The sequence below is a fragment of the Amycolatopsis orientalis DSM 43388 genome, assembly GCF_000411975.1.
GTDB lineage: Bacteria > Actinomycetota > Actinomycetes > Mycobacteriales > Pseudonocardiaceae > Amycolatopsis > Amycolatopsis orientalis_D.
In genome coordinates, this window is sequence record NZ_ASXG01000169.1 from 79,911 (window position 1) to 103,879 (window position 23,969).

Annotated in this window: 26 protein-coding genes; 10 read left to right on the forward strand and 16 right to left on the reverse strand. The window is 69.8% G+C overall.

Annotated elements, in window-relative coordinates:
• Positions 1-5: 5 nt before the first annotated feature.
• The 4 genes from L942_RS35260 to L942_RS35265 are packed head-to-tail and all read left to right on the forward strand — an operon-like array spanning position 6 to position 2,564.
• Positions 6-695 (forward strand): maleylpyruvate isomerase family mycothiol-dependent enzyme, encoded by a 690-nt coding sequence (locus tag L942_RS35260; RefSeq protein WP_037368638.1) that lies wholly within the window; start codon positions 6-8, stop codon positions 693-695.
• Positions 696-704: 9 nt separating this feature from the next.
• Entirely contained in the window at positions 705-845 is a 141-nt protein-coding gene (locus L942_RS44625) for a hypothetical protein (protein ID WP_158684585.1), read from the forward strand.
• Between the two features lie 28 nt (positions 846-873).
• Entirely contained in the window at positions 874-1,104 is a 231-nt protein-coding gene (locus L942_RS43410; RefSeq protein WP_158684586.1) for a TetR/AcrR family transcriptional regulator C-terminal domain-containing protein, read from the forward strand.
• Positions 1,101-2,564, forward strand: a complete 1,464-nt coding sequence (locus tag L942_RS35265; RefSeq protein ID WP_037368639.1) for an FAD-binding oxidoreductase — start codon at positions 1,101-1,103, stop codon at positions 2,562-2,564. The genes L942_RS43410 and L942_RS35265 overlap by 4 nt, the downstream gene beginning before the upstream one ends.
• Here the strand turns inward: L942_RS35265 and L942_RS35270 are convergent.
• Positions 2,552-3,061 carry a GNAT family N-acetyltransferase gene (locus L942_RS35270; protein ID WP_235079594.1) on the reverse strand — a complete coding sequence of 170 codons (510 nt, stop codon included), beginning with the start codon at positions 3,059-3,061 and terminating at the stop codon, positions 2,552-2,554. The two genes, L942_RS35265 and L942_RS35270, sit on opposite strands and share 13 nt — an antisense overlap.
• 5 nt (positions 3,062-3,066) lie before the next feature.
• A complete protein-coding gene (locus L942_RS35275) occupies positions 3,067-4,512 on the reverse strand; it encodes an aldehyde dehydrogenase family protein (protein WP_037368641.1) in 1,446 nt (481 codons plus the stop codon).
• A gap of 128 nt (positions 4,513-4,640) precedes the next feature.
• Between L942_RS35275 and L942_RS35280 the strand changes: the two genes are divergently transcribed.
• Positions 4,641-5,288 carry a rhomboid family intramembrane serine protease gene (locus tag L942_RS35280; protein ID WP_037368642.1) on the forward strand — a complete coding sequence of 216 codons (648 nt, stop codon included), beginning with the start codon at positions 4,641-4,643 and terminating at the stop codon, positions 5,286-5,288.
• On the opposite strand, the gene L942_RS35285 is transcribed toward L942_RS35280, so the two are convergent.
• Entirely contained in the window at positions 5,221-5,766 is a 546-nt protein-coding gene (locus L942_RS35285) for a DinB family protein (RefSeq protein WP_037368643.1), read from the reverse strand. The genes L942_RS35280 and L942_RS35285 overlap by 68 nt on opposite strands.
• A 119-nt stretch (positions 5,767-5,885) precedes the next feature.
• Here L942_RS35285 and guaA point away from each other — a divergent pair, with 119 nt between their 5' ends.
• The gene (guaA, locus tag L942_RS35290) at positions 5,886-7,442 is read left to right on the forward strand and encodes a glutamine-hydrolyzing GMP synthase (RefSeq protein ID WP_081655366.1); all 1,557 of its coding nucleotides are present in this window, start codon (positions 5,886-5,888) and stop codon (positions 7,440-7,442) included.
• A gap of 44 nt (positions 7,443-7,486) precedes the next feature.
• Here guaA and L942_RS35295 read toward each other — a convergent pair whose 3' ends face one another.
• Positions 7,487-7,717 (reverse strand): hypothetical protein, encoded by a 231-nt coding sequence (locus tag L942_RS35295; RefSeq protein WP_037368646.1) that lies wholly within the window; start codon positions 7,715-7,717, stop codon positions 7,487-7,489.
• Positions 7,710-9,002, reverse strand: a complete 1,293-nt coding sequence (locus L942_RS35300) for a PspC domain-containing protein (RefSeq protein ID WP_037368648.1) — start codon at positions 9,000-9,002, stop codon at positions 7,710-7,712. The genes L942_RS35295 and L942_RS35300 overlap by 8 nt, the downstream gene beginning before the upstream one ends.
• Before the next feature lie 78 nt (positions 9,003-9,080).
• On the opposite strand from L942_RS35300, the gene L942_RS44630 reads away from it, so the two are divergent.
• The gene (locus L942_RS44630; RefSeq protein ID WP_158684587.1) at positions 9,081-9,557 is read left to right on the forward strand and encodes a hypothetical protein; all 477 of its coding nucleotides are present in this window, start codon (positions 9,081-9,083) and stop codon (positions 9,555-9,557) included.
• A gap of 220 nt (positions 9,558-9,777) precedes the next feature.
• Here the strand turns inward: L942_RS44630 and L942_RS44635 are convergent, their stop codons facing one another.
• From L942_RS44635 to L942_RS35315, 3 genes are read right to left on the reverse strand one after another with little or no spacing between them, the layout of a single operon-like run.
• A complete protein-coding gene (locus tag L942_RS44635) occupies positions 9,778-10,332 on the reverse strand; it encodes a hypothetical protein (protein ID WP_158684588.1) in 555 nt (184 codons plus the stop codon).
• Positions 10,329-10,826: a hypothetical protein gene (locus tag L942_RS35310; protein ID WP_037368652.1), complete on the reverse strand. Its 498-nt coding sequence runs from the start codon at positions 10,824-10,826 to the stop codon at positions 10,329-10,331. Before L942_RS35310 ends, L942_RS44635 begins: the two co-directional genes overlap by 4 nt.
• Positions 10,827-10,858: 32 nt before the next feature.
• The gene (locus L942_RS35315; RefSeq protein ID WP_037368653.1) at positions 10,859-12,313 is read right to left on the reverse strand and encodes a hypothetical protein; all 1,455 of its coding nucleotides are present in this window, start codon (positions 12,311-12,313) and stop codon (positions 10,859-10,861) included.
• Between the two features lie 154 nt (positions 12,314-12,467).
• Between L942_RS35315 and L942_RS35320 the strand changes: the two genes are divergently transcribed.
• Both L942_RS35320 and L942_RS35325 read left to right on the forward strand, forming a co-directional pair.
• The gene (locus L942_RS35320; protein WP_440201358.1) at positions 12,468-13,826 is read left to right on the forward strand and encodes an ATP-binding protein; all 1,359 of its coding nucleotides are present in this window, start codon (positions 12,468-12,470) and stop codon (positions 13,824-13,826) included.
• 44 nt (positions 13,827-13,870) lie between these two features.
• On the forward strand, positions 13,871-14,539 hold the full coding sequence (locus L942_RS35325) for a response regulator (protein ID WP_037368656.1): 669 nt from the start codon (positions 13,871-13,873) through the stop codon (positions 14,537-14,539).
• Here L942_RS35325 and L942_RS35330 read toward each other — a convergent pair.
• Positions 14,536-15,444, reverse strand: coding sequence for a DMT family transporter (locus tag L942_RS35330; protein WP_037368657.1), 909 nt, complete (start codon positions 15,442-15,444; stop codon positions 14,536-14,538). The genes L942_RS35325 and L942_RS35330 overlap by 4 nt on opposite strands.
• A 105-nt stretch (positions 15,445-15,549) precedes the next feature.
• Between L942_RS35330 and L942_RS35335 the strand changes: the two genes are divergently transcribed.
• Positions 15,550-16,452, forward strand: a complete 903-nt coding sequence (locus L942_RS35335) for a LysR family transcriptional regulator (protein ID WP_037368659.1) — start codon at positions 15,550-15,552, stop codon at positions 16,450-16,452.
• 7 nt (positions 16,453-16,459) lie between these two features.
• Here the strand turns inward: L942_RS35335 and L942_RS35340 are convergent, their stop codons facing one another.
• The 7 genes from L942_RS35340 to L942_RS35370 all read right to left on the reverse strand — a co-directional run bounded on the left by L942_RS35340 (position 16,460) and on the right by L942_RS35370 (position 23,853).
• Positions 16,460-17,590 (reverse strand): serine/threonine-protein kinase, encoded by a 1,131-nt coding sequence (locus L942_RS35340; protein WP_037368661.1) that lies wholly within the window; start codon positions 17,588-17,590, stop codon positions 16,460-16,462.
• Positions 17,591-17,603: 13 nt separating this feature from the next.
• Positions 17,604-19,250 carry a serine/threonine-protein kinase gene (locus L942_RS35345; RefSeq protein WP_037368663.1) on the reverse strand — a complete coding sequence of 549 codons (1,647 nt, stop codon included), beginning with the start codon at positions 19,248-19,250 and terminating at the stop codon, positions 17,604-17,606.
• 212 nt (positions 19,251-19,462) lie between these two features.
• Positions 19,463-20,362, reverse strand: a complete 900-nt coding sequence (locus tag L942_RS35350) for a hypothetical protein (protein ID WP_037368665.1) — start codon at positions 20,360-20,362, stop codon at positions 19,463-19,465.
• Positions 20,363-20,603: 241 nt separating this feature from the next.
• On the reverse strand, positions 20,604-22,250 hold the full coding sequence (locus L942_RS43420) for a hypothetical protein (protein WP_235079597.1): 1,647 nt from the start codon (positions 22,248-22,250) through the stop codon (positions 20,604-20,606).
• Between the two features lie 347 nt (positions 22,251-22,597).
• On the reverse strand, positions 22,598-22,903 hold the full coding sequence (locus tag L942_RS35360) for a hypothetical protein (RefSeq protein WP_009072469.1): 306 nt from the start codon (positions 22,901-22,903) through the stop codon (positions 22,598-22,600).
• 57 nt (positions 22,904-22,960) lie between these two features.
• Complete coding sequence (locus tag L942_RS35365) at positions 22,961-23,257, reverse strand: chorismate mutase (RefSeq protein WP_037368669.1); 297 nt, start codon at positions 23,255-23,257, stop codon at positions 22,961-22,963.
• A 164-nt stretch (positions 23,258-23,421) separates the two neighbouring features.
• Positions 23,422-23,853 (reverse strand): DUF1707 SHOCT-like domain-containing protein, encoded by a 432-nt coding sequence (locus L942_RS35370; RefSeq protein ID WP_037368671.1) that lies wholly within the window; start codon positions 23,851-23,853, stop codon positions 23,422-23,424.
• Positions 23,854-23,969: the final 116 nt, after the last annotated feature.

Below are 23,969 nucleotides of genomic sequence, written 5' to 3' on the forward strand. Positions count from 1 at the left end.
GTCCGGTGACCACTGCGGCGCTGGACCGGATCCGGAAACTGCACGACGAATGGGCACGAGTCGCCGAGGCCATGTCGGCCTCGGCGTTCGGCGAGCCGAGCGCGCTGCCCGGCTGGACACGTGCGCATCTGCTCACCCACCTCGCGCGCAACGCCGACGCCCTCGGCAACCTGCTGACCTGGGCCGAAACCGGGGTCGAGCGGCCGATGTACGGCCCCGGCAACGCCCGGGACGCCGAAATCGAGGCCGGGGCCGGTCGCGCCCCGGCGGAGATCGTGGCCGACCTGGTGGCGTCCGGGAACCGGCTGACCGACCACGCCGCACGGCTGTCGGAAAAGGCGTGGTCCGCGCCCGTGCGACACCGGCACGGCGGTGCGCTGACCGGCGCGGACGTGCTCACGCTGCGGCTGTCCGAGACCACGATCCATCTCGCCGACCTCGACGCGGGCCACGATTTCGACAGCGTCACCGCGCTGCTCGGGGACCATCTCGAGGCGGTGATCAGCACGTTGATCCGGATGTGTCCGCGTGCCTTGCCGTCGTTCCGGATCACCGATGGGGTGCGTACCTGGACGTTGGGCGAGGGTGGCGATCTTGTCACCGGCACGCCGGGTTCGGTGCTGGCTTGGTTGACTGGTCGGGGGGACAGTTCCGCGTTGTCCGGGCCGGTGCCGGAGATGGCCCCGCTGATCTGATGCGGGGTCGTGCCGGAGCCGGGAGAGTCCGGTCAGCAGTGGCTGGGCCGGGTGGCGCGGGCGTACCGGGAGCAGCTGCTCGTGCATCCGCTCGCCGCGATCCGCGCCGTGGTCAGTCCGGAGTCTCGAAACCGCATCGCGGCTCCTTGAGTTGCCGCCGGCGCGTGGACTCGACAAGGTGAACGCCGTGATGACTTTCCTCCTCGGCCATACGCTCGCCGAGGCTAACCGTACGCCCGGCGATCAGTCCGATGTAGACAGTTCAGGGCGCCTCGACGCGGGCCGATTTCCGCTGCTCGCGCAAGCGCTGCGGGACGGAGCCCGGCATTCCGAACGGTTCGAATTCGCCCTTCGGGCATTACTGGCCGGACTTTTCGCAACCCACTCGCGGTCTGAGGCGTCTGAATGAACATGACACTGGGGAGAAGGACGTTCTTGCGCGCCGCCGGGCTGACGGCGGTCGGCGCGGTGGCCGCGGCGTGCACCGCGAAACCGGGACCGCCGGTGCCGCAGACCAGCCCGACGTCGAGAGCGTCCGTGCCGCCGAGCACCAGCTCGAAGCCCTCCGGACCGCCGGACTGGAACGCCTTGCGCGGCAAGCTCTCCGGCGACCTCGTGCTGCCCGACGACAGTGGATTCGCCACCGCGAAGCGCGCGTTCAATCCGCTTTTCGATGGGCATAAGCCAGCCGCGGTAGCGAAATGCGCGAAGCCGGAGGACGTGCAGGCCTGTGTCGAAGCGGCTGGCGGACGGCTTCCGCTCGCCGCGCGCAGCGGCGGGCACAGCTACGGCGGGTATTCCGCGCCGGACGGCGGCCTGGTCATCGATGTCGGCGGCATGGCTGGCGTAGCCGTCCAGGGCGACCAGGTCGTGATCGGAGCGGGTGCGAAACTCGGGGACGTCTACTCGGAGCTGGCGAAAGCGGGACGTTGCCTGCCCGCGGGTTCGTGCCCGACTGTCGGAATTGCCGGGCTCGCGCTCGGCGGCGGAATTGGCGTCTTGACCCGTAAATACGGGCTGACCTGCGACCGGCTGCAGTCCGCGCAGATCGTCACGCCGGACGGCAAACTGCGCACGGTGAGCGCGCAAGCGGACGACGACCTGTTCTGGGCGCTGCGCGGCGGCGGAGGCGGAAACTTCGGCGTGGTCACGTCGTTCACTTTCACCACGGTGGAAGCGCCGACCATCACGGTGTTCTCGCTGAAGTTCCCGTCCGGTTCGGCGAGCGACGTGGTCGATGCCTGGCAGCGCTGGCTGCCGAGCGCTCCGCCCGAATTGTGGTCGAACTGCGTGGTTTCCGGCGGTCCGAGCGGAGCGTGCCGGGTCGGCGGGGCGTTCGTGGGCAGTTCGGCGGGCCTGACGTCGGCGCTCAGCGGATTCTCGGTGACGCCGTCCAGCCGCACGATGAAAACCCTTGGCTACGGCGCGGCGATGAACTACTTCTCCGGCAGCTCGGAACGGCAGACGTTCGTGGCGTCGTCGCGGATCATCACCGATCCGGTCGACGGCGGGAGGATCGCCGACCTCGCTTCCGGGCACAAGGGAATGGACCTGCTGATCGACGGTCTCGGCGGTGCGGTGAGCGAAATCGCGCCGACAGCGACGGCGTTCCCGCACCGGAAAGCACTGGCGAGCATTCAGGTCTACGCCCCGGCTACCGCGAGCAGCCAGGACAGTGCCCGCAAGGCGGTGTCCACTGTGGTCGCCGGGTTGGCCGACGCGGGAGCACGCGGCGGCTACGTGAATTACATCGACCCGGATTTGCCGGACTGGAAGTCGGCCTATTACGGCGACAACGCGGCCCGGCTGGACCAGGTGGCGAAGAAGTACGATCCCAACGGGGTGTTCAAGTTCGCTCAGTCGGCATGAGGGTCTCGTGAGTACGCAGGCCGGTTAGAACCGGCCTGCGCACTCACGACGTTTTTGGTGGGGCACCAGACGTAGCGCACGTCTGGCTCTCCCTCTTCGTTCCGCTGCCCGTCGGTGTATTCGACCGCGACGAAACCGTGGCGGCGGTAAAAGCGTTGCGCTGATTCGTTGACCTGGAACGTCCACAGGGTCAGTCCGTCAGGCCGGAGCTGTTTGGCCAAGTTCACCAGCTGATCGCCGATCCCGCGGCCGCGCCACGGCGGGTCGAGATAAAGCTGCGCCAGCTGCGCGCCGTCAAGCACGAGCAGTCCGACCACAGTGGACACGTCCGTAGCGACCCACGTTTCCTGCTGTGGCACCACGACATTCGCGAACCACCAGCGCACAGCGTCATCGTCGTGGGTGCGGCGGACTGTCGGCAGAGCGGCGGAGAACGACCGCAGCCACACGTCGGCGATGTCGCGTGCGTCCGCGGCCGCTGCCCGTCGCAGGTCCACTGTGGTCAGAGGTCGACGCCGGTGAAGACCGTGACCCGCTCCTCGGTCAAGTCATGCATCGCCGCCAGCACGCCTTCGCGGCCGACGCCCGAACCCTTCACGCCGCCGTACGGCATCTGGTCCGCGCGGTACGACGGCACGTCGCCGATGATCACGCCGCCGACTTCCAGTTCCGCCGACGCGTGGAAGGCCAGCTGCACGTCACTGGTGAACACCCCAGCCTGAAGCCCGTACGCGGACGCGTTCACCGAAGCGAAAGCCTCGTCCACGCCGTCCACAATGGACACCGCGAGCACCGGTCCGAAGATTTCCTCCGACCAAGCCTTGGCGTCCGCGGGCACGTCAGTCAGCAGAGTCGGCGCGACCGTTGCGCCCGAACGGGTTCCACCGGTCAGCACCCGTGCGCCACCGGCCACGGCTTCGTCGACCCACGCGATGATCCGTTCCGCGGCTGCCTCGTCGACGACCGGGCCGACGTCAGTGTTGCGGTCATACGGGTCGCCGGTCTGCTGTGCCTCGACGGCCTCAGTCAGCGCGGGCACGAACTCGTCGGCGATCGCCGCGTCCACGATCACCCGCTGCACCGCGATGCACGACTGGCCCGCCTGATAGTTCCCGAAGGTCGCGATCCGCTGCGCGGCCCCTTCGAGGTCCGGCCAGTCCCGCAGCACGACGGCCGCGGCGTTGCCGCCCAGTTCGAGGACGACGTGCTTGCGCGCCGCCGCGTCCGCGATCGACCAGCCGACCGGACCCGAGCCCGTGAACGAGACGACCGGCAGCCGCGGGTCGGCGACGAGCGCCTGAGTTTCCTCGTTTCCCAGCGGCAGCACGGAAAAAGCGCCTTCCGGCAGGTCGGTCTCGGCGAGCAGTTCGCCAAGCACCAGCGACGACAACGGCGTACGCGGCGCGGGCTTGACGATGATCGGCGCGCCGACCGCGAGCGCGGGAGCGACCTTGTGCGCCACCAAGTTCAGCGGAAAGTTGAACGGCGCGATCCCGAGCACCGGCCCGCGCGGCACCCGGCGGGTCAGCGCGAGCCGGGCGTCACCGGACGGATCGGCGTCGAGCCGCTGCAGGTCGCCGCTAAACCGGCGCGCCTCCTCGGCCGCGATCCGGAATACCGAAACCGCGCGCTTCACCTCGGCCTCGGCCCACTTCAACGGTTTGCCGTTCTCGGCCGTGATCACCTCGGCGAGTTCCTCTGCCCGCAGCGCGAGCCCGCGCGAAACGTGCTCCAGCGAGGCGGCCCGCTGATGCGCCGGAGTGCGCCGGAATTCCTTCGCGACCGCGGCCGCCGCGGCCACCGCCCGTTCCACCTGGTCAGCGCCGGGCACCGCGACCGTCGCCACTTCGCTGCCGTCGAACGGGTGGTGCACCACGAGGGTGCTCGCGCCCTGCTCAGCCTGACCGGCGATCCACGCGGCCCGCGGCTGTGGGGTGATCGTGTCCATGCGCTCAAGGTATTAGGGAGCACCAGGCCCGGCACGCCGGACTCGGTCCTTCTTTTGTGGCACCTGTCCTGGCCTCGAAATGACATTTGTCGGGGGTCCGCGCGGCGCGCCCGGCATACCGTCAGCCCATGACCAACTCGGTAGCCTCTCGCTGGTCCGAAAGCCCTGCGCGGGCCTTTTTCGCTCGGGTCGGAACACCGCGCCGTCCGGTGCTGACCGGCGCGGTGTTCGTGGTGACCGCAATCGTGCTCCTCGCCCAGCTCGCGGATCCGTCCCTCTTCGACCGCTTCAAGCGCGACGCCGCCGCGATCGACGCCGGCGAGTGGTGGCGGCTGCTGACCGGCATGTTCTTCCAGGACGGCAAGCTCCTCGGCGGGATTTTCAACCTGGTCGCCCTCGCGGTCGTGGGCACGTTCACGGAATGGTGTCTCGGCCGGGTGTCCTGGTTCGTCCTGTACTTCGGCTGCGGGCTGTTCGGCCAGTTCCTCAGCTACCTCTGGCTGAACCCAGTGGGGGCGGGCAACTCGATGTGTGTCGCCGGGCTGCTCGGCGCGCTCGCGGTCGTGGTGTGGCAGGCGCGCGACGCCGAGCCGCCGCAAGCCCTCTACCGCGGCGCGCTGCTGATCGCGCCGCTGGCCGTGCTCGACACGGTGCTGCACGACAACCACGGCATGCCCGCGTTGCTCGGCATCGCGCTGGGGCTGTTGGTCACCGGTTTCGGTAAAGGTCGCGTAGCAGCAGGATCTCCGCGCAGTGGTGAATCATCTCGCGGTTGATGTGCAGGACGAGCGCGGCCATCGACAGTTCCGCGTACGGCCCTTCAGCCGGACCGCACGGGCGGGCCAACGCTTCGGCGTCGAGGCTGCGTACGCCGGCGATCCAGGTCGCGTACGCGTCGTCGAGTTGCTTCAGTGCTTCGTCGGCAGTGCCCGCGTACGGGAAGTCCTGATAGGACACCGGCGGCCCGCCGAAGTGCGACGCGGAGCGCATGCCCAGCACGCCCGGGATGATGTGGGCCAGCCGCCACGCGATCGTGGTCACCGGTGGCGGCGTCGGCTCCGGGAACGAGAAATCGACGGTGAAGTCGCCGGTGCCCGGCTCGTTCTCGCTCGTGCGGGGACGCACCGTCCAGCAGTCCGCGACCGGCTGCCAGAAGTACTCGTCGTCGGTCAGCCCCTCCAGCTTCGGGCGCACGTGGTGCTGCCAGTGCCAGTCCAGCTGCTCGGTCAGTTCGTTGGTCCAGTCGTTGGTCATGCGGGCACGGTAAGCCGGTTCGCGGACACTGGCTGTCCTCATTCCGGGGGCATTGCCGACGTGACGGGGCCCACCTGGGACGATGGTGGCAAAAGCGCTCATTCGCCTGGAGGTCGTAGGTGGCCACTCCCACCGGTCCGGTACTCGTCATGGACTTCGGGGCGCAGTACGCGCAGCTGATCGCCCGTCGCGTGCGCGAGGCGCAGATCTTCTCCGAGGTCGTGCCGTCCAGCTCGACCGCCGAGGAACTGCTCGCCAAGAACCCGTCCGCGATCATCCTGTCCGGCGGCCCGTCGAGCGTGTACGCCGAGGGCGCCCCGGCGATGGACCCGAAGCTGGTCGAGGCCGGCGTGCCGATCCTCGGCATCTGCTACGGCCACCAGCTGCTCGCCCGCGCGCTCGGCGGCGTCGTCGAGCCGACCGGCGTGCGCGAGTTCGGCCGCACCGACGTGCGGATGGTCGGCGAGGGCGGCGTCCTGCACGCGGGGCTGCCCGGCCACCAGACGGCGTGGATGAGCCACAACGACAGCGTCACCAAGGCCCCGGAGGGCTCAGTCGTCACGGCCAGCTCCGACGGCGCCGAGGTCGCCGGTTTCGAGGATGTCGAGCGCCGCTTCGCGGGCGTGCAGTACCACCCGGAGGTGGCGCACTCGCCGCACGGCCAGGAGGTGCTGCGCCGGTTCCTGTACGAGATCGCCGGCGTCAAGCCCGGCTGGACGACCTCGTCCATTGTGGACGAGCAGGTGGCCAGGATCGCCGAGCAGATCGGCGACGGCCGGGCGATCTGCGCACTGTCTGGCGGCGTCGACTCCGCGGTCGCGGCCGCGCTCGTGCAGCGCGCCATCGGCGACCGGCTGACCTGCGTGTTCGTCGACCACGGCCTGCTGCGCGCGGGGGAGCGCACCCAGGTCGAGCGCGATTTCGTGGCCGCGACCGGCGTCAACCTGGTCACCGTGGACGCGCGCGAACGGTTCCTGAACGCGCTGGCCGGCGTCACCGACCCGGAGCAGAAGCGCAAGATCATCGGCCGCGAGTTCATCCGCGTGTTCGAGCAGGCCGAGCGCGATCTCAAGGCGCAGGGCGACTACCGGTTCCTGGTGCAGGGCACGCTGTACCCGGACGTCGTCGAATCCGGCGGCGGCGAGGGCACCGCGAACATCAAGAGCCACCACAACGTCGGCGGCCTGCCCGAAGACCTGCAGTTCGAGCTGGTCGAACCGCTGCGGCTGCTGTTCAAGGACGAGGTCCGCCGCGTCGGGCTCGAACTGGGGCTGCCGGAGACGATCGTGCAGCGCCAGCCGTTCCCCGGGCCGGGGCTGGGCATCCGGATCATCGGCGAGGTGACCGCGGACCGGCTGGAGACCTTGCGCGAGGCGGACGCGATCGCCCGTGAGGAACTCACCGCGGCCGGGCTGGACCAGGAGATCTGGCAGTGCCCGGTGGTGCTGCTCGCGGACGTCCGCAGCGTCGGAGTCCAGGGCGACGGCCGCACCTACGGGCACCCGATCGTGCTGCGCCCGGTGTCGTCGGAGGACGCGATGACCGCCGACTGGACGCGGCTGCCGTACGAGGTGCTGGAGCGGATCTCGACCCGGATCACGAACGAGGTGTCCGAGGTCAACCGCGTGGTGCTGGACGTGACGAGCAAGCCGCCGGGCACCATCGAGTGGGAATGACGTAAAAAACGGGGCCCGGACTTAGCCGGGCCCCGTTTTTGGTTTTACGGCCGTCGTTTGCGGAACGAGGCGCCGAGCATCAGGATCCCGCAGAACACCGCGCCGCCCGCGATGATCCAGCGGAAGTCGAAGGTCGGCAGCCAGCTGGAGCCGTCGGTGAGGACGTAGCCGGAGACCAGCAGCGTCGCGACCCCGACGATCAGCGTGATCCAGTCGACCCCGCGGCGGCGAGCCGGGGCTTCGGGCTCGTCGTAGGAGTAGGGGTTCTCAGCCACGGCGCACCTCCACCTGGCCCACGCCGTTGGTGACGTGGAGCGTGATCTTCTGTCCGCCGACGTTGTCGTCGCCGTTGTCGGTCCCGGTGATGGCCGGCTGGCCGACCCCGTTGGACGTGCGGTTCAGGCAGTCGACCTCGCCGGCGCTGTTCTCGCAGGTGAAGGTGACGTCCGCGGTGCGCGGCACGATGACCTCGGTGTTCCCGGCGCCGTTGGAGACGGTCGTGGTGACCGGTTCGCTCGCGGCCAGCTGGGTCAGGTCGATCTTCATGTTGCCCGCGGTGTGCCGGTAGACCGGCTGCAGCTCGGCCGCCGTACGCGGGGTGGCGGTCAGGTCGCCGACGCCGCCGCGCACGTCGATGTTGTCGAACGTGCTGGTCGTGAGCACCAGACCGGCGATCGACAGCGGGATCGCGAGCCCGATCAGGCCTCGCGCGCCACGAGCGAACGCCCCGGCCACGAGCCCGATGCCCAGCACGGCGAGCGTCATGCCGATGATGTGCCGCAGCGAGAACCAGTCGAACCCGTTCAGCGCGAGCGCGACGCCGACGCCGGCCACGATCACCGCGACCCCGAGCGTGGCGGCCCCGATCTTGGACCGCCGCCGCGGCGGCCGGTGCGCAGAGTTGTTGTAGTCGCCGGCCGGAGGAGGCGGCGGGACCGGTGCCGCCGGGTCGGGCAGATCCCAGCCCGCCGGGTCAGCGGCCAGCGGATCCCAGCCCGGCGCCGCCGCCGCGGGAGTCGGGGTGTCGCTGTTCATCGTGAAAGCTCCGGTTCCGGAAGCGGCCCCGTCCGCCGCGAACGCGACGACCGGCACCGGTCGGTTGTCCTGCCCGCGGGTGCGATGCAGGAGATAAAGGCACGTGGCGAGCAACGCGAACCCGATCAGGCCGCCCCCGTCGAACCAGCCGCCGCCGAACGTCCACCCGACGACCGGAATCAGCGCGACAGTCAGCACGGCCGCGAAGGCTTTGGTCATCGACGACCGCCCGCGCCCGATCATCGCCTCGAAGCCGGAAACCTCGTCGCCCTCTGCCGGGAAGAACAACCATCCGAGCAGGTAAAGCACCAGCCCGAATCCCCCGAAAACGGTCGCCGCCGCCAACGCGACCCGGATCACCACCGGATCGATCCCGTAGCGATCCCCCAGTCCAGCCGCGACCCCCGCGACCTTCCGCCCCGAGTGCGGCCGTCGAGGCCTGCTGGCCCAGAAGTCCTTGACGGTCTCCTCGAACCCGTTCAACGGGTTCGTACGGGGAGGCCGCACGTCGTTCGCACCACTCATGCCTCACAGCATGGTCGACGTCGCGGGGGTGGCACATCGGGGAAGGTCCCTGAGGTTGTCCCCGAGATAGGCCCTGGCGTGGCGCGGTTGTGGGGCTTTGCGCTGACCGGCCAGCGGAAGGAGCCAGCGACCTCGCGGGGAGCGGGAAGTTCAACTCCGGGGAAGCCGCTTGTCCAAGGCAGTCGCGACGTCCTCGGCCTTCTTGCAAGCGGCCGCAGTGTCGTCGCCGATCAATACGATCACCAAGGCGCGTGCGTTGGGTCCGACCTCCATGCCTATCTGGCATCCGCCTGGGGAGCCCATGAGATCCCGTTGCTCGATGAGTTTTCGGCCGTCAACGTTTCCTTCGTGCGCCGAGTTGGGGTTCTGGATGTTGTCTGTGTACTTTTGACCATTTTGCAGCGCGATGCCGACTTCGGCCGCTGGGTCCTTGGCGGCGTTGTCGGATGTTTTCTTCGACCGGCAGCTTCGCTTGGAGTCGGCGACGGAGGGCGTTGCCGGCGGGAATCCTTGGCCGGCCAGGATTTGGTCGACCAGTTGACATTGGTTCAGTGAGCCGAATGGATTGTCGGAACTGGAGGCCGGACTGCTGGCTGGTGCGAGCGTTGATGCAGTTGGCGTTGCCGCGCCGTTGACGGGGTTGCCGCACGCTGCTGTGCCGACTATGGCAGCGTGACGCTGAGTGCTCCGGTTGCCCGGCGATTCCTGGCCACGAATCTCCAGTTTTGTGCGGTCAGCGAGCCTCGGGTTCCCCTGCCCGCGGTGCGAGGGAGGGTCAGCCCTTGGGCAGGAGCGGGTCCAGTTTGGTCGCCAGGTCCTCCGCGGTCTTGCAGGAAGCGGCAGTGTCATTTCCGCCGGTCACGGTGATGATCGCGCGAGAACTGGTCTGGACCGACATGGATATCGTGCACTGGCCGGCTGCCCCCAGCTCGGCGGGGTCTTCGACGAACTTCCGGTCGCCGAGGCTTCCGCTGCGGGCTTGTGCGGTGTTCTTGACGTCGCTGTCGTAGCGCTGTTCCTCTTGCAGGAGCAGTCCTACGTTGGTGGCGTTCAAGCCGCCGCTGGATTTTTGGGTGACGCAGGCTTTGCGTTCTTGGGCGATAGAGGGTTTCGCTGGGGGGTAGCCTGCCCCGCTCAGTATTTGATCAAGCAGGGCGCACTGGTTCCGGGCTGCGAAGGGGTTGCCCGCGGAAGCGGGCGGAGCCGAACCGGTTGAGGGGGGTGTTCCGCTGGCCTGCGCTGCGCCGTTTACCGGACTGTCGCATGCGGTGAGCGCCAGTGCGGCCGCACTGGCCAGCAGGAAGGCGGTAGAGGCACGGGATGTTTTCACTGATTGTCGAGTTTCTTGTTGAGCTCGGCGAAGGACAATGAATGCGCGCTTTCGGTTTCTTGGTAGTTTTTCCGCGCGATGGCGAGCGCCTGCTGTGCGGCGTCAACTGCTTGCTGCATCAGTATGAGGTTGGGCAGCATTCCCTCTTGCGGGTGGCTCGCTACTGAGACATTGAAGTCGGCGACGGATCGAGCGTAGTTGAAATTTCCCATTTTTGCGGCTCGGCCAAGAAAGGAAGCTTGACCCATAAAATCGTTCAAGACCTTGAGGAAGAAGTCGCACGCCTTCATGTACGCGGTGAACCCCTCCTCGTTCACCGCGAAGGACCCGTTCTGCGCCAAGGTCTTCAGCGTGTTCCCTGCCGTCTTCATCTTCTGCGCGGCCTCATGACTTCCCGGCCCTTCGGTTAGCCCGGCCAGGAAGTCGTTGCCCGCAGTGCCCGCAGCGGGTGAGCTTTCGGTCGAAGACTTCTTGTCCCAGACGATTTCTGCCATCGGTTGCTCCTAGATCTGCGCGAGGGAAGGAATCAGCCGCCGAGAACCGGGGGAGTAATCTTCTCCCCGTCCGGCCCACGCTCCGGCTTGACCTCGAAGACCTCGTCCGGATCGACCTGTGTCGGGATCTTGTTCTTGTGTTCCTTGTCCTCTTCCTTCTTCTTCCCGGCGCCCGCTGCACCAGCGCCCGCCGCACCAGGCTTCCCGGCTTTTCCAGCGTTCGCGGCAGCGGTAGCGCCGCGCTCAAGGCGTTCAGCGGCACCCTTGCCTCCGGATTCGCCGGGCTTCCCGGAACCGCCCGAGCCAGCACCGCCGGTCACTCGGCCACCGGCACCGCCCCGGCCGGCACCGCCGCCCGATCGGCTGCGCGGCGTGTCCTCGCCGGAGTTCCCGGCACCGCCTCCGCCTCCGCCCAAAGCGAGCCCCTCCGGAGAAAGCCGCCCGCCGATGCCCATAGTGGTCCGGAGGTTGTTCCCGCCCCCTGACACCGCAGGGTTGCTGAGCGGCCCAGTACCGGTGTTGATCCCCGGCCCAGGGCTGTAAGGAACGCCCGGAGGATTGCCGCCTCCCCCAGGCGGAAAGGAGTTCATAGCAGGACCGCCGAGCGGCGGATTCGTACCAGGGAAGCCATTCGGCGGACCACCAGTCACCGGACCGGGCCCACCAGGACCGACATAAGGTCCGCTAGAAGCCCCACCCGGAACGGCCACCGGGGCGGCGCTGCTCGCCTGCGTGCTGTCGTTGTTCAGCTGCGGCGGCGGCGAATAAACCGGCTGCGTCGTGGATGTCTCGTGATACGTGGTGTCCAACCCGTGCATCACCTGGACCGCCTGCTGGTGCGCCGCGTCAGCCTGCTGCTGCTTGGCCGCCACGTCGCCCATCGCGATCACGCCCTGCAACGGGTTGCCGTTCTGGAACTGCTCCGTCGCCTTGGCCATCTCGGCCTTCTGGTCGAACCCGGTCGGCTCCGGCATGTGCTTGTGCGCGTAGTCGGCCGCCGCGGACTGTTGGGAGTAGCGGTTCGACACCAGTTGCATCGCGCTGCCGGTTTTTTCCGTATGGTCCGCCGTGCTCTGGAAGAACGAATGCGCCTGCGCAGCGGCCGCGCCCTGCCACTCGGCCCCAGCGGTGTCGGCGGCGTCGCGGAACCGGTTGGACGCCTCTGCGAGCAAGTTGCCGTAGATGTTCGTCACGCGGCTGCGTTCGTTGATGTCTTCGAAGTCCAAGCCCTCGTTGACCATTTTGTGCAGGTCTTCGTGGCTGTAGGACGCATAATTCGCGTCCGGCGCGGGCGCGTCGCCCCGCGTCTGCTGACCCTGGAGCAGCTGCTGACCCTGCTGGACCGAGTACTGCGAGGCGTCCCGTTCGGTGGCCGCGCGCGTTTCCGGCGAGTCCACGCCGACCGCGAAGATCTGGTGCACGTTCTGCGTCCGGGCGTAGTAATCGCCTGCGGACTCGACGTGCTCCGCGCGATGCTGCTCGGTCATCCGGCCTCCCCGCCCGTGTACGCACTGTGATCGCTCGCCCCCTGCATGGTACCGAGTCCGAGACGGCGGCAGGGAGGTTCGCGGAATTTCCGTACCGGCGGCCATCTGGGGGAATGGATCAGGGCCTTCCCCGATGTCCGGCCCGCTCCCGCGTGTGACGATGGGACTCGTGCAGGACTTTCTCGACATCGGTGCCCCCGGGCGGGTTTCCTCGACCGCTGAGGAGCCCTCGGCACTCGTGTCCGCCCAGGCGATGGAGGTCGCCGAACCCGAACCTCGGCCCAAGATGTACCGGCGGCGTTCCGGGCGGGCCGTCGCGGGTGTCGCGAGCGGGCTTGCCGATCACCTCGGGGTTCCGGTCGTCTGGGTCCGCGTCGTCTTCGCGTTGCTGGCCGCGCTCAACGGGGCCGGCCTGCTCGCCTACGGCCTGCTCTGGGTGTTCGTGCCGCAGAGTTCCGAGGAAACCGAAACCGCGCCCAAGGCCCGGGACCGGCAGCAGGCGTACGGGCTGATCGCGCTCGGCATCGGGCTCGCGATCGCCAGCAGCACGCTCACCGGGGCCATTCGCGGCTGGGTCGCGGTGCCGCTCGCGCTCGCCGCGCTCGGTGCGGCGGTCGTCTGGCGGGAGGCGGACGAGTCGCAGCGGCGGCGCTGGCGCGTCGGGGCCCGCGACGGGCTGGTCGGCGAGGGCGGCCGGCTCGCGGCGTTCGTCCGGATCCTCGCCGGGGTCGCGCTGGTGGCCACCGGCATCGGCTTCGTCGTCTTCGCCAGCGGCGACTTCGACCAGGTCAAATTCGCCCTGATCGCGGTGGTCGCGACGCTGGTCGGCGTCGCGGTGCTCACCGTCCCGTTCTGGCTGCGGCTGGTCCGCGACCTCAGCGAGGAACGCCAGGCCCGCATCCGCACCGACGAACGCGCCGAGATCGCCGCGCACCTGCACGACTCCGTCCTGCAGACCCTCGCGCTGATCCAGCGCCAGGCCGACCAGCCCGCCGAGGTCGCCCGGCTCGCCCGCGGCCAGGAACGCGAACTGCGCGGCTGGCTGTACGGCCCCGGCGGCTACGGCAAGCCCAGCGACAAGCGGACCAAGGAAGAGGAAGAAGGCGCCCGCCAGCAGCTGTCCGAGGCGCTCGCCGCGGCGTGCGGCGAGGTCGAGGACCAGTTCGCGATCTCGGTCGGCCAGGTCGTCGTCGGCGACGCCGAGCTGAACCCGCCGCTCACCGCGCTGGTGCAGGCCGCCCGCGAGGCGATCGTCAACGCGGCCAAGCACGCCGGCGTCGACGAGGTCAGCGTGTTCGCCGAGGTGGAGCCCACCGAGGTGACGGTGTTCGTGCGCGACCGCGGCAAGGGCTTCGACCCGGATGTCGTGCCCGCCGACCGGCACGGCCTCGCCGACTCGATCCGCGGCCGGATGGAACGCCACGGCGGCACCTGCAAGCTGCGCACCGCGCCCGGCGAAGGCACCGAAGTCCAGCTCGCCATGCCGGTCAAGGCGGCCAAAGGGGTGGCGTGACCTCGCTATGCTCGGGGACAGGCGAAGCGAGGGAGTGGGCAGTCGTGACGGATAGCCAGCGGGAACCGGTCAAGGTCTTCCTCGTGGACGACCACGCGTTGTTCCGCGCGGGAGTGCGCACGGAACTCGATTCGATCACCGACGAGGTGCAGGTGGTCGGCGAAGCCGGGTCGGTCGCCGAAGCGGTCGCCGGCATCGCGCGCACCCGTCCGCAGGTCGTGCTCCTCGACGTCCACATGCCCGACGGCGGCGGTGCCGAGGTGCTTCGCCGCGTGCGCCCGGAGCTGCCGGACGTCGTCTTCCTCGCGCTGTCGGTTTCCGACGCCGCCGAGGACGTCATCGCGGTGATCCGCGCCGGCGCCCGCGGGTACGTCACCAAGACGATCTCGTCGAAGGAACTCGTCCGCGCGGTGGTCCGAGTGGCCGACGGTGACGCGGTGTTTTCCCCGCGCCTGGCCGGTTTCGTCCTCGACGCCTTCGCCGACCGTCCCGGCTCCGCGCCGATCAACGACCCCGAGCTGGACCTGCTCACCCCGCGCGAGCGCGACGTCCTGCGCCTGCTCGCCCGCGGTTACGCCTACAAGGAAATCGCGTCCGAGCTGTTCATTTCGGTGAAGACGGTCGAGACGCACGTGTCGAGCGTCCTGCGCAAGACCCAGCTGTCGAACCGCTACGAGCTGTCCCGCTGGGCCTCCGACCGCCGCCTCGTCTAAGCCGGAGTCAGTTCTTCTTCCGGAGTTACCGCCGGTTTGCGCTGCAACCGCGTCAACGCGACGCCGAGCAGCACTACGACCATGCCCGCGATCACGCGCAGATTCAGCTGCTCGTGCAAGAACACCGCGCCCAGCAGCACGGAGACCACCGGCAGCAGATAGCCGACCACCGACGCGGCCACCGCGCCTTCGCTCGCCAGCAGCTGGTAGTTGAGCGCGAACGCGATCCCGGTCGAACCGAGGCCGAGAACCACCACCGCGATCAACGCGACCGGGTTCAAGTGCACCGGCGTCAACCCGCCGAACGGCATGGCCAGCACCAGAAAACCGGTCGCCAGCAGCATTTGCCCGGCCGCGATCGCGTACGGCGAGGAGCCGGTGTTCGACAGGTAGCGGCCTTCGTAGACGAACGCGAACCCGTAGCTCGCCGCGGCCGCGAGGCAGGCCAGTGCGCCCCAGCTGAGCAGTCCGGACGCCTGCCACGGCGCGAAAATCAGCAGGATCCCGCCGAGCCCGATCACCAGTCCGGCGATCCGCGTCGCGTTCATCCGGTTCGCCACCCCGAGGAACGGGGCAGCCACGAGCACCCAGAGCGGAGTAGTCGAGTTCAACACCCCGGTGATGCCGGAGTCCACAGTGGTCTCGCCGACCGCGAAAAGCAGGAAAGGCAAGGCATTGTGGAAGAAAGCCGCGACGAGCAGGTGCCCCCAGGTGCTCCGTCGCGCGGGCAGGCTCCGCCGCCCGATCAGGCACAGCGCCAGCAACACGGCGGCACCCAGCACGAGCCGCGCGAGCACCAGCTGCACCGGAGAAAGCGCTTCCAGCCCCAGCTTGATCCAGAAAAAACTCGATCCCCACATCAACGCGAGCGCCGCGATCCTCAGCAGCGTCTTCGTCTCGCCCACCCCAGGTTCCTCCTTCGCCTCGCTAGCCAGCTTTACCGCGCCGAGGTGTAAGGACAAGCGAAAATAACTGCAGGGACGGTTAAGCAAAGCTGTAGTATCCAAGCCATGCTCGATGTACGGCGCATGCAGGTGCTGCGCGCGGTGATCACGAGCGGTTCGATCACTGCCGCGGCGAGGAATCTCGGCTACACGCCGTCGGCGATCAGCCAGCAGCTGGCGGTGCTCGAACGCGAAGCGGGCACGCCGTTGCTGGAACGCGTCGGCCGCGGCGTCCAGCCGACCCCGGCCGGGACGCTGCTGTCCGAACACGCCGAGAAGCTCAGTGCGGAGCTGGCCCGGGCCGAGGCCGCGCTCACCGAGCTGAAGGAAGGCCGCACCGGCAAGCTCGCCATCCGCTACTTCGCCACCGCGGGCGCGACGATGGTCCCGTACGCGGTGGCCGCGCTGCGTCGCGAACACCCGGGCGTGTGGCTCGACCTCAAGCTCATCGACCCGGGCGACCCGCTCACCGAGGTCGAGGAAGGCCGCGCTGACCTGGCGATCATCGTGTACCCGCGGCCGTCCGGGCCCGGCCGGGACATCGAGCTGGTGCCGCTGCTGGACGACCCGTACCGCGCGGTGCTGCCGCGTGCGCACCGGCTGGCCCGCAAACGCGTCCTCGACCTGGCCGACCTCGCCGACGAACCGTGGGTCGGCGTCGACCCGATCCCCGGCGCTTGCCGCGCGATCCTGGAAGGCGCCTGCGCGTCAGCCGGGTTCCATCCGAACGTCGTGGTCGAGTCCGAGGACTATCCGTCGGCGCAGGGATTCATCGCCGCCGGGCTCGGCGTCGGGCTGGTGCCGGAACTAGGGCTCGGCACGCCGCATCCGGGAGTGGTGGTGCGCAGGGTCCGGAATCCGCAGCCGAGCAGGCACATTCACGCCGCGGTGGCCGCACGGGTCGCGGGCAGTCCAGCCGTACGGACGTTCCTCGAGGCTATGCAAGAGGCGACCGAGAACGTCGCCTGACGCCGGCTCAGACGAACAGCAGCTGCGAAACGCCGATCCCGATCAGGATCGCGCACAGGATCGCCGCGACAGTGAGGATGATCCGCCGTCGCGCCGCTGCCTTCTCCCGAAGCGCCTGCGCGGACGCGGCCTGCTGCGCCGGAGTGGGCGTGTACCGGGCGGTCGGCGGCTGCATCTGCTGCATGGGCTGCGCCGGCGCGGGAGCCTGCGGCACCTGCTGGACCGGAAGCTGCATCAGCGGAGCCGACTGCGGAGGCTGCTGCTGCGGCCGGATCTGCTGCGTAGGTTCCGGCACGTTGGGCTGCTGCTGCGCCGGCATCGGCCGCGACGCCGGAAGGGTCGGCAGCGCGGGCGCGGTCGGCGGGATGAACGCGGTCTGCTCGCGCCCGACGGTGATCGCCTTCAGCGCGTGCACGGTGTCGTCCATGGTCGGCCGGGCCGCCGGGTCGGCACGCAGCATCTTCTGCAACGCACCGGCGAGCGGGCCGGCGTTCTCGGGCGGCCGTTCCGGAGACTTGCCGTCGTCGCCGAATGGCGGCACGCCCTCGACGGCCGTGTACAGCGTCGCGCCCAGGGAGAACACGTCCGCGGCCGCGGACGGAGGCGCGCCGCGAGCGACCTCGGGCGCCACGTAAGCAGCGTGCGGGCCGCCGCCGGTGATGCCGATGTCCGTGAGCTTGACGCTGCCGTCGTCCGCGAGCAGCACGGTGTTCGGCTCGAGCGTGCGGTGGACGATGCCCGCCGAGTGAATCGACGCCATCGCGTCGCCGAGCTGGATGCCCAGGAACGCGGCCTGTTCCGGGGTGAGGGTGCCGTACTCGGCGAGGAACACCGCCATCCCGCGCGACGGGATGTACTCCATCACCAGCCACACGTCCGGGCCGTCGGGCAGTACGTCGTACACCGTGATCGCGCACGGATGGTCGATCCGGGCCGCGGCCTTGCCCTCTTCCATCGCCATCGCGCGCGCCTGCTCGGCACGGTCCGGCGGCAGGCCGACGGGCAGGTACATGCGTTTGATCGCGACGGTCCGGAACAGCCGCGTGTCGAACGCGAGCCACACGATGCCCGCGCGGCCCCGCCCGATCGGCTGGTCGAGCCGGTACCGCTCGCCGACGATGCTGCCTTCTGAACTCAATGCTGTCCCTGAATCATCCGGTAGGCGACGGCGGCCCGCTGGTTTCGCTCGGAGTCTTTGTCGGTTCCTTCGTAGCCGTCGGCTTCGTCGGCTGGGTGTTCTGCGGCTGGGACGATTCCTGCGAAGGAGTGTCCTCCGTCGTAGTGGACCGCCGCGAGTGCCGCGTCGACTGGGTTTCGCGGGTCGCGCTTTCCCGGAACGACGTAGGCGGGGACGTAGTGGTTGCTTCCGAAGGCGGCGGTGTGACGGAGGTCGGCGCGACCGCGGACGACGTAGCAGGCGGTGCCGGCTGTGAAGCGTCCGGCGGGTTGCCCGGGGTCAGCAGCCAGACGCCGAGCGCGACCAGGGCGATGACCACGACAGCGCCGATGATCGCGGGCTTCTTCCACGCGCCGGGCTTCTCGTCCTCTTCGTCCTCGGGCGCGGTCTGCACCCGAGTCCGCGGGGAGGGGTCCTCGTCGTACGGGTCGTCCTCGAAGTTTTCCGGCACCGGGACCGCGCGCGTGGCGGCGAGGCCGTTGCGGCTCGGGTCGCCGTAGAGCGGCGGCTCCTGGTGGTAGGCGTCCTGCTGGTAGCCGTGGTCGTCGTAGTCGTTCTCCGGGTAAGCGGAGGCCGGCGGGTACGGGGCTTCGTCGTAGTACTGCTGCGCGCTCGGGTCGTACTGCTGGGTCGCGCCCGGCTCGTCGAGCAGCGTGCCGGAGTGGCCGGCCTGCTCGTCGTCGGGATGCAGCAGACCGGCGGCAGCCGCGCCGCCCGCCGCGCCGAGCGCGGCCGCGCCGAGGGTGCCCGAGGACGAGGCCATCACCGTCTCGTCGGCAGGACCGCCAAGCGGGGTCTCGCCGCGCGCGACCGCGGCCAGCAGTTCCTCGCATTCGTCGGCGGTGGGCCGGTGCTGGGTCTCCGGGTGCAGCAGCACCGCGAGCACGCTCGCCAGCGGACCGGACTGCCGCGGCGGGTTGATCTGCCCCGCGGCGACCGCGTGCAGCAGGCTCAGCGTGTTCTCGGACAGGCCGAACGGCGGCTGTCCCTCGCAGGCGGCGTACAGCGTGGAGCCGAGCGAGAAGACGTCCGACTCGGGGCCGGGGTCGCCGCCGATCGCGACCTCGGGGGCCAGGTAGGCAGGGGTGCCGGCGATCATCCCGGTTTTGGTGACCGTGACGTCGTCCTTGGCCCGGGAGATGCCGAAGTCGGTGATCTTCACCGTGCCGTTGCCGGCGAGCAGGATGTTGCCCGGCTTGATGTCGCGGTGCACGATGCCGACCGCGTGCGCCTCGCGCAGGGCGGCGGCGATCTGCGCGCCGATCCGCGCCACCTCCAGCGGCGGCAGGGTGCCTTTTTCCTGCAGCACCTGCGCCAGACTGGTGGAAGCCAGGTATTCCATGATCAGGCAGGGCTGGCCGTTGTCGTCGGTGACGACATCGAACACGGTGATCGCGTTCGGATGGTGCAGCCGGGCGGCGATCCGGCCCTCGCGCATGGTGCGCTGCCGGGCGTCCTCCGCCTCGTGGTGCTCCAGCCCCGGCTGGAGCAGCAGCTGCTTGATGGCGACCGTACGGCCCAGCACCTCGTCGTGGGCGCGCCAGACAGCCCCCATCGCGCCGGAACCGATTTTCCCGACGATCCGGTACCGGCCGGCGACCAGACGACCCTCGTCGCTCACGCGACCTCCCTTTGGGGCTCCGACTTCCCGGGGCGGGACATTTCTACCCCGAAGGGGTGAGTTCGAACCCGCCGCAGCACCGGAGCGTAGGCACCTGCTGTGGACCGTGTGCCGGTTTTGCCGAGACCGACCCGTGACAAGGCTAGGCGCTCACTCTGCGCACACGCACGCGGCACACGTGCCACGCCCCGTCCGCACCACGTTCGCGCAGGTCAGGAGTAGACCGCGGACAGGATTCGGGCCTGGGAGATCACATCCTGCTCGACGACGTCGAACAATTGGGTCACGCGTACCAGAGTTCCGTCGGCCTGGTGGACCAGTGCGACGGCGAAGACCGAACCGTCGTCCTGGACGTGGAGTTCCTGGACGTCGATCGAGTCGGCCCCGCTCCACGCTCGGACCAGATCGCCCGTTTCGCCGCGCGCGACGTTCGGGGCGAGCAGCGAAAGCGCGTTCTCCGGGTGGTGGTCGATCGAGGCGTAGAACTTGCGCACCGCTTCGAGCTTCACCGGATCCGGCGCGGCCGCCGACGAGGCGGCGGATTTCTTGTGCGATTCCGCCGAGGACGGGGCGCTCGACGCGGCGGCCGACGACGTGCCGTAGGTGGTTTCCGGAGTCGTGGTGCCCGAGTTCGACGGCGTGGCGGCCGCGGAGTCGGTGTGCTTGGACTGCGTCGTGCTTTCGCTCTGCCCGGACGTGGTGCCGCCGGACGAGTGGCTCTTGCGCTGCTCGGGCACGGCCTGGCCGCCAAGCGCGGCCGCGCCGCTGAATCCGGCGGGCATCGCGGCCTCGCCGGCGACCGGCACGGTGGGCCGCGGGCCGCCGCTGAGCAGCGAGGCGGTGACGACAGCGCCGGCGACCAGCGCGCCCGCTCCGACGAGCCCGGCCAGCTTCGCGCGGCGGGCGAGCTTGCTTTCGGGCTCTTCGACGGGTTCCTCGGCCTGGACGGCCGGGCGGCGGGTGCGCGGCGGCAGGTATTTCTGCGGTTCGCGGAACACCTGCTCGAGGTAGGCGCGGTCGGCTTCGGCCACGTCCTCGAGCAGTTCCGGCGGGATCACGTCCTCGACGCGCACGGCGTCGGGTTCTCGCCGGGTTCGCTGCCGTTCAAGCACGAAAGTCCTCGCTCTGGGGGTTCGGGGCGGGACGCGGTGTCCCGGGGCGGTCCCGGGCGATTCGTGGTCGGATCCGGGCCTCGTAGTCGCCAGGTAACCCTGTGCCGACTGGTGGCCGCCAGACTCCGTCGCCGGAATGCCGCCGTCGTACGACGAACGGCAGCTTATGTCACCCGACCGGACGAGGGAACAACCGCTCACCGCACCGCACGTGCATCGGCATTTGCAGACAGTCGCCTGGTCAGCGCCCGTCGTCGGTGATCTTGCCGTTGTCGTCGAAGGTGAGCGTGCGCTGCTCGGTGCTCTTGCTGCCGTCCTTGTGCGTGACCTCGAGCGTGTTCACCGTGGTGCCGTGCTCCGGGTCGATGGTGACCTTCTTGACCTCGAAGTACGCGACGTCGGCGTAGCGCTTGCGCAGCCCCTGCGGACCCTGCTGCTTGAGGTCGCCGGACGTGACCGACGAGGCCTCCGACGGGTCGGTCGTGACCGTGTTGAAGAACTTCTCCGAGTTGTTCCCCATCGTGTTCGCGTTGCTGGCGGTGAAGTAGTTCGGGTCTTTCGTTTCCCGCTGGGCGGGGGTGACCGGCGGCTTCTCCGGCGGCTCGCTGGACGACGGGGAATCGGTCGTCGTCGGCGTGGACGTCCCGCTGCCGGTGCCCGGACCGGCCGACGTGGTCACCTCGGCCGAACTGCTGTCCGCCGAACTGCTCGGACTGCTGCCCTGCTGCGGGTGCGTGCCGTTGTCCGAGGTGACACCGTCGGGGCTGGTGCTGGAATCGCTGCGCGGGACGTTGCCGCCGACGCCGCCTTGCTGCCCGCTGTTCGGGATCAGCGCGCTGAGGTTCGGGTTGCCGCCGTTCTGCCTGCCCGGCCAGCCGCCTCCGACCGCGTCGGTCGTCGTGGTGGCGGGCCCGCCGACCAGGAACGTCCCGGCGAACAGCAGCCCGACGACGACCGCACCGGACGCGCCGGTGGCGAACCACGCGGCCTTGCGCCAGGTCTTCGGCGGGGTGACCGACGCGGGCACCGAGCCGAGGTCGAACGTGCCGAGACCGTCCAGCGCCGGGGCCGAATACACCCGCACCTCGTCGTCCGGCTGCTCTTCTTTCTCTCGCGAGACGGCCGGTTCGCCGAGGGTGACGCGCTGGCGGCGCGGAGGTTCTTCCGCGACCGGGTTCAGCTCGACGCGTTCGCGGGGGGTTTGCGGCCGGTTGGCCAGCGCGGCGGAGGTGGTGGCCACGCGTTCCTGCCGGCTGCGCCGGGTCGGCTGGGGGAGCGTGCTTTCCGGCGGGGCGAAGGCGCGGTGCTCCTCGGGGATGCGGTCCTGCGGGGGAGCGAAGGCGGTGCCGGATTCGGCGCGGTGGCTCGGCGATTCGGGCCGGGCGGCTGGGCGGCCCGGAGCTTCGGCTGGGCGGCTCTGGGGTTCGGCTGCCGGGCCGGGAGAAGCGGGGGTCTGACGGAGTTCGGCCGGCCGGTCCGGTGCGGCGGCCGGGCGGCGCGGAGGTTCGACGGGGGCTCGGCGGGCGATCGGGGCTCGCCGGCGTTGCGGCTGCGGCAACGGGGGTTCGCCGATCGGCAACGTGCCGCTCGAAGCGGGGAAAACCGGCGGATTGGGAGCCGGGCGATTCCCGTCGTCGGGCACGCGGTTCGCGCGCGGAGCCGGTGCGCCGCGCTGCTGCGGATTCTCGCTGCCCCGCTGGACCGGAGCGTTGACGGCCGGGGTGGCGCCGGTGCGGTGCCGGTGATGTCCGGCGGCGCGGGGCGGCACCACGGGGGTCCAGGTGCCGTCGGCGCGGACGCGGTGCCGTCCGGGAACGGTGACCTCGGCGTCCGGCATCGCGCCGGGACGGCCAGCGTGCCGCGGACCGCCCATCGTGTTTCCCGTCATGCCGGTCCGACCCCTCCGCGCGAGGGGCGTGACGGCACCGGGGCGGTCGTCAACCCGAACGGAGCAGGCGAGCGGAGAACGACGCTTGCGTCCACACTTGCGAACTCCCGAGCAAATGCACGCGCACGCGGAGAACGGCGCGCGGAGCCGCAGCTCCCGCGCGCCCTCCGGGCATAGCCCGGCGCGGCCGCCAGGGTCCTCACGAGCTTCACAGTAGGAAACCGGCAGGCGAATGTCTTCACCCATCCTGCAACTTGCACCGGTTTCACTCGACCGGGCGCGCCCGAACGGGCGGCACGTCACGCAGCGCAGCGTACCGCCCGGTGTTTGCCCAGTTCGGAGCCTCGTCAGCCGCCGCTGCGGTACTTCGCCTGCGTCGACTGGAGAGCCTTCACCGACGTCGCGCCGCTACCGACCGCGATGACGATGGAGAGAATGTCCAGCACGACGTTGCCGGACGTGAGCAGCCAGGCGAAGAGCGAGGCCGCGGTGGCGCCGCCGGCCAGGGCCCAGCGGCTGCGCACGTACTGCGCCACCGGAGCCCCGCCCGCCCGCTTGCCCGCCGCGTTGTTCAGCAGCGCCAGGTAGCCGACGTGGCCGAGGGCCGCCAGCACGCTCGCGATCGCGATGATGACGGCGATGAGGTTAATCATGTGTCCAGTCTGCCCGGATTCGCGGCCGCGCGAATCGGGGATGCCCCGGATACCGCGTCAGCGGCCGAGCCTGCCGCGGCCGAGGTTCAGCAGCAGCATCGCCAGCTGACGGCCCTCCGGGCCCAGTTCGCGGTAGCGCGCCAGCACGTCCATCTCGCGGTTGTAGACGATTTTCGTGCCGCCCGCGGCCATCCGGGCCGCGCCGATCGTCTTCGACACCTCGACCCGGCGCTTCACGAGCCGGAGGATCTCGGAGTCGAGCCAGTCGATCTCCTTGCGAAGCGACGAGATGTCCTCGCCGGCCGGGGTGTGCTCGGCGGGCTGTCCGTCGGCGTTCTGCGTCTGCGCGTTCATCGGGACCTCTCTGAAGTCCGGACTCCCGGTTGCCCAGGGACGGCGAAAGCCCCGGGGCCAGTGGACTCCGGGGCTGCGGGTGATGGCGGGTGGGGCACTACGCGATCACGGGAGCCCGAGTCCGGGTCCCGTAAAAAAATCGCTCGCTGCTGTGCCGCACGCCTTCAGTATGGCACAGGCGCGCCCGGCCGCTGCCGGAACGCCCGCACCCGCGCGTGCAGCACCAGGCTGACGAACAGCCAGAACAACGGCATCGCCGGCCAGAAGAACAGCGCGCCGCCGATCGCCCAGCGGACGATCAGCAAGGTCGCCAGCACGGCGACGATGCCGAGGTGAACGCGCAGCGCCGGATGTTCGCGCAGCGCGGCCCGGGTCAGCGGCCAGCCGCCGCGCGGCCGGGCCGGAGCCGGGCGGGGGAGATCGGCGGTGAGCTCGCCGAGTTCGTCGGTGTAGCGGGTGGCGTAGACCGTGCTCAGCCGCTCCTCCACCTCTTCGAGAGTGAGCCGTCCGTCGGAACCGGCGGCCTGGATGATCTCGGCGACGCGTTCGCGATCGCCGTCGGAAGCCCTCAGCCGGGCGGGAATCTTGTCGTCCATGCCATTCGATGCTCCGCCTCGCGGGGGCGTCGCGCGTCGGACGCGAGGCGACACTGCGGCGTACGTCCGGAAGCGCAGGCCGACCCCGTGGCTGTTCCGGGACTGTCGTACCCCCG